General features: G+C 51.6%; 13 protein-coding genes. 7 read left to right on the forward strand and 6 right to left on the reverse strand.

The window, feature by feature from the left end; translation table 11 throughout:
• The first annotated feature begins 176 nt into the window (after window positions 1–176).
• Window positions 177–1,562 (forward strand): diaminobutyrate--2-oxoglutarate transaminase, encoded by a 1,386-nt coding sequence (locus ACZRKO_RS04685; protein ID WP_463736065.1) that lies wholly within the window; start codon window positions 177–179, stop codon window positions 1,560–1,562.
• Window positions 1,563–1,580: 18 nt separating this feature from the next.
• Window positions 1,581–3,053 (forward strand): pyridoxal phosphate-dependent decarboxylase family protein, encoded by a 1,473-nt coding sequence (locus ACZRKO_RS04690; protein ID WP_463736066.1) that lies wholly within the window; start codon window positions 1,581–1,583, stop codon window positions 3,051–3,053.
• A 104-nt stretch (window positions 3,054–3,157) separates the two neighbouring features.
• Here ACZRKO_RS04690 and ACZRKO_RS04695 read toward each other — a convergent pair whose 3' ends face one another.
• A complete protein-coding gene (locus ACZRKO_RS04695) occupies window positions 3,158–3,742 on the reverse strand; it encodes a hypothetical protein (protein ID WP_463736067.1) in 585 nt (194 codons plus the stop codon).
• 132 nt (window positions 3,743–3,874) lie between these two features.
• On the opposite strand from ACZRKO_RS04695, the gene ACZRKO_RS04700 reads away from it, so the two are divergent.
• On the forward strand, window positions 3,875–4,762 hold the full coding sequence (locus tag ACZRKO_RS04700; protein WP_463736068.1) for a LysR substrate-binding domain-containing protein: 888 nt from the start codon (window positions 3,875–3,877) through the stop codon (window positions 4,760–4,762).
• Here ACZRKO_RS04700 and ACZRKO_RS04705 read toward each other — a convergent pair.
• Window positions 4,759–5,622, reverse strand: coding sequence for an aldo/keto reductase family oxidoreductase (locus tag ACZRKO_RS04705; RefSeq protein ID WP_463736069.1), 864 nt, complete (start codon window positions 5,620–5,622; stop codon window positions 4,759–4,761). The two genes, ACZRKO_RS04700 and ACZRKO_RS04705, sit on opposite strands and share 4 nt — an antisense overlap.
• A 76-nt stretch (window positions 5,623–5,698) precedes the next feature.
• Between ACZRKO_RS04705 and ACZRKO_RS04710 the strand changes: the two genes are divergently transcribed.
• Window positions 5,699–6,340 (forward strand): TetR/AcrR family transcriptional regulator, encoded by a 642-nt coding sequence (locus ACZRKO_RS04710; RefSeq protein ID WP_463736070.1) that lies wholly within the window; start codon window positions 5,699–5,701, stop codon window positions 6,338–6,340.
• Window positions 6,341–6,365: 25 nt separating this feature from the next.
• Here ACZRKO_RS04710 and ACZRKO_RS04715 read toward each other — a convergent pair whose 3' ends face one another.
• The 4 genes from ACZRKO_RS04715 to ACZRKO_RS04730 form a co-directional block, all read right to left on the reverse strand.
• Window positions 6,366–6,743 carry a VOC family protein gene (locus tag ACZRKO_RS04715; protein WP_463736071.1) on the reverse strand — a complete coding sequence of 126 codons (378 nt, stop codon included), beginning with the start codon at window positions 6,741–6,743 and terminating at the stop codon, window positions 6,366–6,368.
• Between the two features lie 142 nt (window positions 6,744–6,885).
• On the reverse strand, window positions 6,886–8,151 hold the full coding sequence (umuC, locus tag ACZRKO_RS04720; protein WP_463736072.1) for a translesion error-prone DNA polymerase V subunit UmuC: 1,266 nt from the start codon (window positions 8,149–8,151) through the stop codon (window positions 6,886–6,888).
• Window positions 8,152–8,153: 2 nt separating this feature from the next.
• Window positions 8,154–8,573: a translesion error-prone DNA polymerase V autoproteolytic subunit gene (umuD, locus tag ACZRKO_RS04725; RefSeq protein WP_463736073.1), complete on the reverse strand. Its 420-nt coding sequence runs from the start codon at window positions 8,571–8,573 to the stop codon at window positions 8,154–8,156.
• 142 nt (window positions 8,574–8,715) lie between these two features.
• Complete coding sequence (locus ACZRKO_RS04730) at window positions 8,716–9,402, reverse strand: winged helix-turn-helix transcriptional regulator (protein WP_463736074.1); 687 nt, start codon at window positions 9,400–9,402, stop codon at window positions 8,716–8,718.
• A 563-nt stretch (window positions 9,403–9,965) separates the two neighbouring features.
• Between ACZRKO_RS04730 and ACZRKO_RS04735 the strand changes: the two genes are divergently transcribed.
• The 3 genes from ACZRKO_RS04735 to ACZRKO_RS04745 all read left to right on the forward strand — a co-directional run bounded on the left by ACZRKO_RS04735 (window position 9,966) and on the right by ACZRKO_RS04745 (window position 11,939).
• On the forward strand, window positions 9,966–10,514 hold the full coding sequence (locus tag ACZRKO_RS04735; RefSeq protein WP_463736075.1) for a fimbrial protein BcfA: 549 nt from the start codon (window positions 9,966–9,968) through the stop codon (window positions 10,512–10,514).
• A 74-nt stretch (window positions 10,515–10,588) separates the two neighbouring features.
• Window positions 10,589–11,155, forward strand: coding sequence for a fimbrial protein (locus ACZRKO_RS04740; protein ID WP_463736076.1), 567 nt, complete (start codon window positions 10,589–10,591; stop codon window positions 11,153–11,155).
• A 121-nt stretch (window positions 11,156–11,276) separates the two neighbouring features.
• Window positions 11,277–11,939 carry a fimbria/pilus periplasmic chaperone gene (locus ACZRKO_RS04745; RefSeq protein WP_463737469.1) on the forward strand — a complete coding sequence of 221 codons (663 nt, stop codon included), beginning with the start codon at window positions 11,277–11,279 and terminating at the stop codon, window positions 11,937–11,939.
• The last annotated feature ends 60 nt before the right edge of the window (window positions 11,940–11,999 follow it).

The following is an 11,999-nucleotide window of genomic DNA, read 5'->3' on the forward strand; positions in this document are numbered from 1 at the left end:
CATTAAGTGAGCAAATCATTGATTCGCCTAAAAAAACCTTTAACAGATTTCCATACAATAAATTATTGAGATGCAACCCAAAAAGCCATATATTGGCCGCGATTTATTCAGGGTGGTTATTTTTTTAATCAATTATTCAACTTCGGCGTTAGCGATAACCCAGTTGTAGGAGAGATATGATGACGGATAAAGTCCGTATTGATAATTTTGGCGCGAATTCATTACATGCAAATAATGAAACCTATTTGGCGAGACAGGCTGAATTTGAATCGAATGTTAGGAGTTACCCCCGCAAATTGCCGTTAGCCATTGCACAGGCCCATGGCGTGTGGATCACTGATGTTGAGAATAATCAATATCTTGACTGCCTGGCTGGCGCGGGAACTTTGGCTCTTGGACACAACCATCCTGACGTGCTGCAAAGCATCCAAAATGTCATTACCAGCGGCTTGCCGTTACATACACTGGATCTGACAACGCCGTTGAAAGATCAGTTCTCTGAATATCTGCTCTCATTATTACCAGGACAGGGCAAAGAGTATTGCCTGCAGTTCACCGGCCCATCGGGTGCCGATGCGGTTGAAGCTGCCCTGAAACTGGCAAAAAAATACACTGGCCGTTCTGGCGTGATCAGCTTCTCCGGTGGCTATCACGGCATGACCCATGGCGCGCTCGCGGTAACAGGCAACCTGTCACCGAAAGAAGCGGTCAACGGCATGATGCCGGAAGTGCAGTTTATGCCTTATCCGCACGAGTACCGCTGCCCGCTGGGCATTGGCGGTGATGCGGGCGTGAAAGCACTGACCTATTACTTCGACAACCTGATCAACGACGTTGAAAGTGGCGTGCGCAAACCAGCGGCCGTTATTCTCGAAGCCGTTCAGGGTGAAGGCGGCGTGAACCCGGCACCGGCCGAGTGGTTGCAGCGCATCCGTAAAGTGACGCAGGAGCACGGTATTCTGCTGATCCTCGACGAAGTGCAGGCAGGTTTCTGCCGTACCGGCAAACAGTTCGCCTTCGAGCACGCAGGTATTGAGCCAGACATTATTGTGATGTCCAAAGCGGTTGGCGGCGGTCTGCCACTGGCGGTTCTGGGTATCAAAAAACAATTCGACGCCTGGTCACCTGGCCACCACACCGGCACCTTCCGCGGTAACCAGCTGGCGATGGCAACCGGCCTGACGACTTTGCAGATCCTGAAAGAACACAAGATCGCTGACAAAGTGGCAGCACAGGGTGAATGGCTGAAAGCTCAACTGGCCAATCTGCAAAAACGTTACCCGGTTATTGGTCACGTGCGCGGTCTGGGCTTAATGATCGGTATTGAGATTGTTAAACCGAACGACGCGCAGGATCACATGGGCTGCTATCCGGCTGATGCTGATCTCTCCGCATTGCTGCAGAAAAAATGTTTCGAAGCCGGGCTGATTCTGGAACGCGGCGGCCGCGACGGTTGCGTGCTGCGCCTGTTGCCATCCCTGCTGATCACCAACGATGAGTTGGGAATTTTCCTCGATAAGTTTGAGCAGGCACTGTTAGCGACCGGCCTCAAGCCTGTCTGAGTGGAGTAAAAGACCGCGATGTCCGAGTTAAACCCAATTCTGGGCGCCTCAGCGCAAAGTACTGAGGCTTACCAGCAGGCGATTGCCCAGAGCAGTAAAGCGGTGGTGCAGTGGCTGCAACAACCCGAGATGTATCAGGGCAAAACCGTTGCTGAACTGCGTGAACGCATTACGCTCGATTTTAATCCGCAGGGCCTGGGCAACCAGGCAGCGATTGAACGTGCCATTGAGTACTTTTTAAAAGATAGTCTGTCCGTGCATCACCCGCAGTGCGTGGCGCACCTGCACTGCCCAAGCTTGGTGATAAGCCAGGCCGCGGAAGTGCTGATTAACGCCACTAACCAGAGCATGGACTCCTGGGACCAAAGCCCGTCAGCCACCATCATCGAGATGAAGCTGATTGAATGGCTGCGTACTCAGGTGGGTTATCAGGCTGGTGACGCTGGCGTGTTCACCAGCGGTGGCACCCAGAGTAACCTGATGGGCCTGATGCTGGCGCGCGATGCGTTCTTCGCTCGTCAAGGTCACTCCATCCAGCAGGATGGCCTTGTCGGTAACCTGAAGAAGATTAAAGTGTTCTGTTCTGAAAACGCGCATTTCTCGGTGCAGAAGAACATGGCGTTGCTCGGTCTGGGTTACCAGTCCGTCACGCTGGTGAAAACCGACAAGTTCGCCCGTATGGACGTCAACGATCTTCAGGAAAAACTGGCACAGGCGCAAGCCAACGGTGAGCAGATCCTGGCGATTGTCGCGACCGCAGGCACGACCGATGCCGGTGCTATCGACCCGCTGCGTGCTATCGCACAGCTGGCGGCAGAGTACCAGATCTGGGTGCATGTGGATGCGGCGTGGGGCGGAGCACTGCTCTTGTCCGAGAAATACCGCGACTATCTGGACGGCATTGAGCTGGTGGATTCCATTACCCTGGATTTCCACAAGCAGTTCTTCCAGACCATTAGCTGTGGCGCGTTCCTGCTTAAAGAAGAGCGCCATTACGAGCTGATGCGCTATCAGGCCGCTTATCTGAACTCCGAATTCGATGAAGAAGCCGGTGTACCGAACCTGGTGTCTAAATCGTTGCAGACCACCCGCCGTTTTGATGCGTTAAAACTGTGGATGGGTCTGGAAGCGTTGGGCCAGAAGCAGTATGCCGAAATCATCGATCACGGTGTGACGCTGGCGCAGGACGTAGCGAAATATGTCACTGAACAGGCGGCGCTGGAACTGGTGATGCAGCCACAACTGGCCAGCGTACTGTTCCGTTTCCGCCCGCAGTCTTTACCCGACGCCAGTGATGCGGCTATTGCCCTGCTGAACCAGAAGATTGGTGATGCACTGCTGGAGTCCGGCCGCGCTAACGTGGGCGTGACCGAGCACAACGGCGTCACCTGCCTGAAGCTGACCTTGCTGAACCCAACCGTGACGCTGGAGGATGTCAAAGTCCTGTTGGCGCTGGTGGACAAAACAGCACAGCAGTTGCTGAACGCATAATGCCTCTGCGCCTTTGCCGGCGCGCAGTGAAAAGCCGATAACATGAAGATGTTATCGGCTTTTTTTTAACAACCTGCCGGTTTCGTGGCAAGGCGCCTCAGCCGTCAGTTCTCACTCTCAATAATCCGCACATACAGCGCACCCAGCAGTGATAAATCCAGCAGCAGCCCAAACCCATAAGGAAAACCGGCCGTTCCGGCGAAACGGGTTTGTAGCAGCAGGACCGCCGTCACCGCCAGTACAACCCCGGTGATCAGCAGGGTTGCCATCAACCCCGGTGTGTAACCGCTACTCCACTTTTTTTTGCGCCCTTTCATGACCGCGTTTCCGACCATCCCTTGCCCAACGCCGGAGAGTAAAATGCCCGCCAGCAGGGGCAGCCAGTGGGATAAGTCGCGGGAAGCGGCCAGCAGCAGCAATAACCCGGCGGCGCTGATGAGAAAACCCTGACGCAACCGTGTCAGCGTATTTTGCCGTTGTATCAGGGGCCACTGTGCCAGATATGCGCCTGTCGTAAACGCAATAACCAGCAACGCCAGCAGCCCGATACTGATGAGTAAATTTCCCCATGCAGAGAGTTTCAGTAACAGGACTCCCTCTGCGGCCAGCCCGCTGCACAAAAGAATGCCGGCATGGAGTCGTGCCTGCTCGGCAGGCGGGAAGGTGTCAGGTAAAGCAATCATTGTCATGATAAGTCTCACTATGAAAAGCAGCCATGCTCAGTTAAATTCATCCATAATCAGAACGTGCAGTGAGCTTATCCCTTGCATAATAAGAGGGTCAAAGTCATGCTTTTCACCTATGGATGAAAATAACTCATCATGAAATCATCACGCTTACCCCCGCTTGGCGCGCTGCGAGCCTTTCATGCCGTGGCTGGTTGCCTCAGCTTTAAACGGGCCGCGTTGCAGCTTAACGTCAGCGCAACGGCCGTCAGTCATCAGATCCGCCTGATTGAATCAATGCTGGAATGCCGTGTCTTCGAGCGCAATGCGCAGGGTGTTACGCTGACCGACGCGGGGGCGATCCTCTATTCCAGTACGCAATCTGCCTTTACGGCGCTGGAAGATTCCGTCCTGAAAATTGATCACCTCAGGCAACTGCCCGCGCTGACTATTACCACCACCTCGAACTTTCTGACTAACTGGCTGGTTCCGCGTCTGGCGGATTTTAAGACAACCTTTCCTCAGATTGATTTACGCCTGCATACTGGCATTGAACGGGTTGATTTGACCCAGCGGACGGTCGATGTGGCTATCCGCTACCGGGAAAAAGCCGAGACGGATCTGCACAGCACGTTGCTCTACGAAGACCATTTTATGGTTGTCGCCAGCCCCGCGCTGGGACTGAAAACACCTGAGGATTTACAGCGCGCAACGCTGCTGCACGTTGAACACCGGCATGTGCCTGCAGAGACGCCGGACTGGAAACACTGGCAGCAACGCTACGGGCCAACGGCGTTGAATATTTCGCGGGGCCTGCATTTTAGTGACGAAACGCATGCACTACAGGCGGCGGTGGCGGGGCAGGGTGTAGTGATCGCCAGCCAGTTGCTGGTTGGCGATTTATTACAGCGGGGGATTCTGGTCGCCCCTTTTGACGTTTATCTGCCGGGTGGTAACTATTATCTGCTGACGCTGGATGAAATTGCGCAACGTCCTGATGTCAGCACGTTACGCGAATGGATGCTGAAAAAGATGCAGCTTTAACCCATGTTATCCAGTGAGGACAGAAGATGTTCCGACAACTGCAGGTTCACGCTCTGAATGTTCTGCTGCAAATGTTCCACTGACGAGGTGCCCGGTATCAGCAGAATGTTGGGCGCACGATGTAACAACCAGGCCAGAGCGACCTGCATCGGTGTGGCCCCGCACTGCTCTGCGGCGTGGCTTAGTGCATCGGCCTGCAGGGGAGAAAAGCCGCCGAGTGGGAAATACGGCACATAGGCGATCCCCTCTTTTTCGAGATGATCAATCAGCGCGTCATCGTGACGATGGGCCAGGTTGTACATGTTCTGCACGGATACAATCTCGGTGATCGTACGGCCCTGAGCGATCTGTTTTGCGGTGACGTTACTCAGCCCGATGTGACGGATCAGCCCTTTGTTCTGAAGTTCTGCCAGCGCCGTCAGCGGTTCTTCAATGTCACCTTCGACTGGTGCGCCGGCGCTCAGCATCACCCGAAAGTTCACCACGTCCAGCACATCCAGACCGAGATTACGCAGGTTGTCATGCACCGCGGATTCCAGCTCTGCCGCCGATGACGCCAGATTCCACGACGCATCGCTTCCCCGGCGGGCACCCACCTTGGTCACAATTGTAAGCGCGTCCGAATAGGGATGCAGCGCCTCACGGATCAGGTGATTGGTGACGTGCGGCCCGTAAAAATCGCTGGTGTCGATATGAGTGATCCCGCTTTCGACGGCGGCACGCAGCACAGTCAGTGCGGCGGCCTTGTCTTTAGGTGGCCCGAAAACGTGCGGCCCGGCAAGCTGCATCGCACCGTAGCCCATGCGCGTAACGGGCAGATCGCCCAGTTTAAAAGTACCGGCTCGTGTTACTTCAGTCATGGATACGTTCCTTATTTCGTCAATGGCGAGATGTTGATGTAGAATACGAATAATCATTCATATTGTGAATTCGCATATGCAGACCGATAACGGACAAGGGCTTGAAGCCCGCAAACAGCCACAACAGGCGCGATCTCTGGCGACCGTGGACGCTATTTTTGATGCGACTATTCAGGTTTTACAGGCTGAAGGGTTGCAACGGCTGACGACTATCCGCGTGGCGGAGAGGGCAGGCGTGTCGGTTGGCAGCCTTTATCAATATTTTCCGCAAAAGCAGGCGTTGCTTTTTGCCGTATTGCAGCGGCATCTGGAGAGGGTGGTGACCGCGACGGAGGAGGCTGCGGCGTCAGTGCATCACGCCACGTTGCCGGTGATGGTGAAGGCTGTCGTGACCGCGTTCGTACAAGCCAAGACAGAGAATCTGGATGAATCGCGCTCTCTTTATGCTGTGGCCCTTGAGCTCGACTCGCGGGATTACGTTCGCGACGTCGCAGGACGCAATCGTGCGGCGCTGGAAGCGATGCTGAAGACCGCTTGCGATGCGCATTTTGATGATGTGGGTATGGTGACGTTCATGTTGATGGGCGCGCTGGTCGGCCCCATCCGTTTTCTGCTTGATGGAACGTTGCCGCAACTGAAGATCCCCGAGCTTTGTGCTCAGCTTGAATCGCTCTGTCTCGGGTATCTTGAGCGCGAAGCACGCCCTGTGTTGTCGTGACATCGCCGGTGATTTCCCGGTTAGCTTATAAGTCCTGACCGATCATCATTCTGTGACCATCCGGGGTGGCGACGGTGAATTCGCGCATGCCGTGGGGTTTATCGGCCGGAGCCTGAAGAATGATGGCTCCCCGGCTGACAAATTCTTGATGAAGCGCATCGGCATCATCGACGTTCAGATAGGCAAAATAGCTGTGGTCGCCAGTGGCAGAAGGGGGTATCGCCTCTGGTGAATGCCCCAACATGATCCGCACGCTTCCCCGTGACGCCATCTGCCAGCCCATATCTTCAGGCCAGGACAGACTGAACCCAAGGACGTCACGGAAATAGGCGGCGCTTTTCTTAAGATCGGGTACCGCAATAACAAAAGAAGCTGAAAGCAGAGTGGCGTCAGAACCGGACATCGTAAAACTCCTTCAAACGTGATGATACTGCAGGTGCAGCAGCGGATAAGGGCGATGCTTAATATAACTTTTCTGAGACGATGTGGCATCCTGCGGGGAAGGCCAGGCTTCTTTCTATCCTGAAGAGAGAACAATAATAGAGTCAAACCTTCGCCTGCATCAGTTCATCGACACGGGTAGTATAGGCAGGCGACAGCATGTCGCGCTTCATTCCCCAGCCGCGCTGGATGCCCTGACCGGCGAACCACACTTTACCAACGCCATCCCTGTGGATTTTATCCAGCGTCGCCATCAGTTGTTCACTGTTTCTTTTAGGCTGATAGTCGTCGAAAAGATTGAGCTGAGCGACGCCTTGGCTGAAAAAATCCCCCAGCATGATCCCCCCTTTCTGATAGCGATAACCGGGGCGCCAGATTTGCTCCAGACATCGCACGGCGGCGTTGAGAATATCGCGGCTGTCTTGCGTCGGTGTCAGTAATTTCAGGCCTGCATGGTTACTGTAATATGGCACGTTCGGGTCGTGTGGGCTGGTTTTCACGAACGCCGAGATATACCTGCAATACTGATGTTCGCCGCGCAGTTTCTCAGCGGCACGCACCGCGTAATTGCAAATCGCTTCACGCATGTCCTGATAGTCAGTAATGCGCTCGCCAAACGAGCGGGAGCAGATGATCTGCTGCTTGGTGGGTACGGACTCTTCAAACGCCAAACAGGATTCACCGCGCAGCTCGCGCACAGTGCGTTCCAGCACGACACTGAAATGCTTGCGGATAAAGGAAGAGGGACTGTCAGCCAGTTGCAGCGCGGTCTTAATACCCAGTAAATCCAGTTGCTTAGTGATACGCCGCCCGACGCCCCATACTTCATCTACGGGGATCAGGTTCATCAGCTTTCTTTGCCGTAGGGTCTGCGACAAATCCAGCACCCCTCCGGTACCTTTCCATTTCTTCGCCGCAAAATTAGCCAGTTTTGCCAGCGTTTTGGTTGGCGCAATACCGACGCCAACCGCAAGATGATTCTCTTTCCAAATCTTATCCTGCACCTGTTTGCCGAAATCGTGCCAGGAGATGCAGTTATCGATACCGGTAATATCCAGAAAGGCTTCATCGATGGAATAGACGTCCACGGCCGGAGCCAGTAATTCCAGGGTCTCCATGACGCGGTTGGACATATCGGCATACAGCGCATAGTTTGAGGAAAATACCACCACGTTATGCCGCAAAATGGCCTCGCGCATTTTGAAAAACGGCGCACCCATTTGAATCTCTGCCTGCTTGGCTTTTGCGTTGCGGGCAATGACACATCCATCGTTGTTTGACAGCACAATGACCGGACGTCCCTGCAGGTCTGGCCTGAAGATGGTTTCGCATGAGGCGTAGAAGCTGTTGACATCAACCAGAGCAAACATATTCAGCGGGCAGCATAGATGATAAATGTGACCACGCCGAAGATCTCCAGCGCCTCTTCGTTGCTGAAAGTGATCGGCGCAAATTTGGGGTTCATGGGCACCAGTTGGATGGCCGGCCGGGTGCGCAATTTCTTCACTGTGAACTCACCATCTACGGCGGCAACGACAATGTCTCCATGTGCAGCAGTCAGCGAACTGTCGACCACCAGCAGATCGCCTTCATTGATATTGGCATCGGTCATCGAATGGCCGGAGACCCGGACAAAGTACGTCGCGCTGGGATGCGCAATCAGCAGTTTGTTCAGATCCAGACGTGATTCCACGTAGTCCTGAGCCGGTGACGGAAAGCCGCACGCTACGCGATCGAGAAACAAAGGCAGGGCGGTTTTCTGGTGGTGTTCGGCGGGAGTATGGAAAATCATAAAAGCGTCTCATTGTTACTGGTTTTATATACAGTATTAATGAGACGGCGGATGGGATCAAGATGCTTACCACACGTTTTGGGGAAGGGTTTGAAGTTCAGGGAATTTTAGTTGTCTTTACTCACAACGGCAGTCAGTTTTCTTAAAACGCTACGGGCAATTTTCGTTGCATGGCAAGTTTCCCTGACTCGATCTCGATATACCCCCCTTTTTTTAATTCCGAAAGAATCGCCATGGTACGGCTTCTTGAGAGACCTGTTCGTTTGAGAATGAAGCTCATGACGTTAATTTTCTTTCTGTACACCTCAGGATAAACCCAAAGTTCAATCAATAACGACCTGACCTTGAGATATGAGTCAACTCCGACCAACTCTTGTTCGCGGATACTCATGACCATCAACCGGTGAGCAAGAACGCGGGCCAGGTCATGCCATAAATTGTGCTCATCAGCCAGTTCAAGAAAGGTATCAATGGGAACGAAGCTGCATCTGCAGTCTGTTTCTGCATACATGTAATGTTGGGGCCGCGATGGAACATCGTAAAACAGGCTGTAACCATCCACTAAGCCAAGAACCGAAGGAGCAAATATTGTGGACATATGTAATCCATTCTCGCTGTGGCAGAGCGAGGCAATGCCTTCGTGAAAAAGTACCATCCCGGCCCGTTCCTTGTCGGGGCTGAAGTGATAAGTAGACTCGGCGGGTAATACAAACTCTGTGCTGTGTGGGGTAAAGCGTTCGAATAAAGAGTCCAGCGCTAATAATGGTTTTGTTTTCTGCGCGAAACTATATGAGTGCAATGTACTTTCTGGAATAAATTCGGAATCCACATGAAGCTCCTGATTTAGTTTTTATTGCTCTTAAAAATAGTATAGGAAGGTAAGGCAATACCGTCAAAAATAAGTCCCTGCAGATGTTTTTATGTCGTCAGGATATGCTGTTTTTTATAGCAAAGTTAATCCTATTGCACGAAAAATTTATCATGACAGCTAAGGTGAATGACTTTTTTCTGACGATGACATGTCTTGGGTTATTTCATTTTTGGTCTGTTTGTTCCAGTGTAATAGTGGCATTTAACATGAGTATCATTTTTTGGCAATGAGTCTCATTGAGTGGATTTTTATTTTTCACATAAAAAACAACAAACTACACATCATCCTTTTAAGGACTTCATTTGGCGTTGCCTTTCAACCTTCGATTATAAATAATGCGCCCCGTCAAGTCGTGGGGATGTAACCTAATACAAGGCTTGTGTGTGTAAATATTTATTATCACAAAGGGTGTTGGATTTATCGCATTTTTTTTAAGAACACGTGGGAACGTTTCCGGCTGATTTTTATTAGCGGGCTAAACGTCATGTATGTAATTTTCTCTCTATTTAAAAAGGTTCCAAATGAAAAAGCATGTATTAGCAATGACCGTAGCTGCCCTTATGGCAGGTGGCGCAATGTCCGCTGCTCAGGCTGAAACGACTACTGCGACCGTATCCGGTGGTACTGTCAATTTTGTTGGTGAGGTTGTTGATGCAGCTTGTTCTGTATCTTCTGATTCTGTTGATCAGACTGTCACGCTGAGCCAGGTACGTTCTGCAAAACTGGCGAGCGCGGGAGAGGTTGCGAACCAAAAAGAAGATTTCACGATTAAGCTGGAAGACTGCGACACAACCGTCAGCACGAATGCGGCCGTCATTTTCAACGGCCAATCTGATGAGAATCAGGCCGGAGCACTGGCGAACACGGCGGGTGCCGGCTCGGCAACAAACGTTGCATTGCAACTGTACGGGCCAGATGGCCAGGTTCTGAAGCTAGGTGATACTTCCTCCGAATACCCCCTGATTGACGGTCAAAATACCATCCCGTTGAGCGTTGACTATATCGCTACCGGAGCGGCAACTGCGGGTAACGTGTCAGCCACTGCTACGTTCAATATGGTTTATTCCTGATTTTTGAATTAACGATATTACCCCCGCATGAATGTGCGGGGATTTTAAGTAAATAGATTTTAAAGGGGTGCATTATGCGATTGAAAAAACATCGTAGGTGGTGTTATGCGCTGCTTTGTACATGCGTGACTGTTTTAAATTCTTTGCCAGTTATGGCAGGTGATCACCATTTCGTCAGCATTGATGGCGGAGATGTCCATTTCGCCGGTCAGGTAATGGATGCTGCTTGCTCTGTCAGTGCTAATAGTCGTGACCAGACAGTACAGATGGGACAGATACGCAGCAATGAATTTAAGAGTTTGGGGGACTGGGAAGATCCTGTGCCGTTTCAGATCAAACTTGAGGACTGTTCTACAACCGTCTACCAGTCAGTAGGTGTGTTATTCACAGGTGTCTCTGATGGTAAAGATTCACAGGTTTTCAGAGCCGGATGGGGCGCTGGTGCCGCACAAGGCGTGGGGATCGGTATCTTTGACGCTGACGATAATCTGCTTCCTCCCAATACTGCACCTTTATGGTATGCCCCACTTCAAGATGGGGAGAATGTGCTGAGTTACATCGCCCGCTACCGGGCAACCGATCGTGTTGTGCATCCAGGGACTGCGGATACCCAGGTGTGGTTCAACGTCGTCTATCAGTAAATCAATGAATAACCCATTCGGGTTGGAAACGAGTAAAAGTGAAGAAAATATGAACACTAAAAATAATGTAATAAAACCAACCGCCCGGATGGGATTTGTGACGCGTTGTCTATTGCCAGCCATGATAACAGGCGCAGTGATAATAAGTGCATCGGTGCCAGCATATGCAGGTGGCGTGGCGCTGGGCGCAACCCGTGTTATTTATCCGCAAGGTGAAAAGCAAGTTTCATTACCTATTACTAATTCATCTGAAAGTAGTTCTTTTCTCATTCAATCTTGGGTGGCCACTGCTGATAATAATAAATCACCTGATTTTATTCTGACGCCTCCTTTGTTTGTGATGCATCCGAAAAAAGAAAACACAATGCGCATCATGTATGTCGGACCAGAATTATCAACGGATCGAGAAAGTGTTTTTTACCTGAACAGCAAAGCGATTCCATCAGTGGATAAAAGCAAGTTGCAGGGTAATACGTTGCAGATTGCCACACAGAGCGTTATCAAACTTTTTATTCGGCCTAAAAATCTACCCACGCCTTCTATTCAGGCCCCTAAAACGCTGCGCTGCATAGTTTCCGATGGAAAGCTCACTATGACTAATCCGTCACCCTACTATGTATCAACGGTTCAGTTATATGTAGGCGGACGTAAGCTGCCAAATTCCATGGTGCCGCCTAAAGGTAGTCTGGTCGTTGATGTGCCGGGTGAAGGTAGCGGCAAAGTGACGTTGCAGACGGTCAATGATTTTGGTGCAAATACGGAAACACAAACCTGTACGGGCTGAACAGGTACAAATCGGCGCAGTATCAACCTATGTCGATGTTATATCCGGTTATGAGATTTA

The sequence above is a fragment of the Ewingella sp. C233 genome (assembly GCF_055407225.1).

Excerpts from the sequence above, each read along its gene's own strand:
- ACZRKO_RS04685 (WP_463736065.1), top strand. The coding sequence starts at position 177 with ATGATGACGGATAAAGTCCGTATTGATAATTTTGGCGCGAATTCATTA.
- ACZRKO_RS04690 (WP_463736066.1), top strand. The coding sequence starts at position 1,581 with ATGTCCGAGTTAAACCCAATTCTGGGCGCCTCAGCGCAAAGTACTGAG.
- ACZRKO_RS04695 (WP_463736067.1), bottom strand. The coding sequence starts at position 3,742 with ATGACAATGATTGCTTTACCTGACACCTTCCCGCCTGCCGAGCAGGCA.
- ACZRKO_RS04700 (WP_463736068.1), top strand. The coding sequence starts at position 3,875 with ATGAAATCATCACGCTTACCCCCGCTTGGCGCGCTGCGAGCCTTTCAT.
- ACZRKO_RS04705 (WP_463736069.1), bottom strand. The coding sequence starts at position 5,622 with ATGACTGAAGTAACACGAGCCGGTACTTTTAAACTGGGCGATCTGCCC.
- ACZRKO_RS04710 (WP_463736070.1), top strand. The coding sequence starts at position 5,699 with ATGCAGACCGATAACGGACAAGGGCTTGAAGCCCGCAAACAGCCACAA.
- ACZRKO_RS04715 (WP_463736071.1), bottom strand. The coding sequence starts at position 6,743 with ATGTCCGGTTCTGACGCCACTCTGCTTTCAGCTTCTTTTGTTATTGCG.
- umuC (WP_463736072.1), bottom strand. The coding sequence starts at position 8,151 with ATGTTTGCTCTGGTTGATGTCAACAGCTTCTACGCCTCATGCGAAACC.
- umuD (WP_463736073.1), bottom strand. The coding sequence starts at position 8,573 with ATGATTTTCCATACTCCCGCCGAACACCACCAGAAAACCGCCCTGCCT.
- ACZRKO_RS04735 (WP_463736075.1), top strand. The coding sequence starts at position 9,966 with ATGAAAAAGCATGTATTAGCAATGACCGTAGCTGCCCTTATGGCAGGT.
- ACZRKO_RS04740 (WP_463736076.1), top strand. The coding sequence starts at position 10,589 with ATGCGATTGAAAAAACATCGTAGGTGGTGTTATGCGCTGCTTTGTACA.
- ACZRKO_RS04745 (WP_463737469.1), top strand. The coding sequence starts at position 11,277 with ATGATAACAGGCGCAGTGATAATAAGTGCATCGGTGCCAGCATATGCA.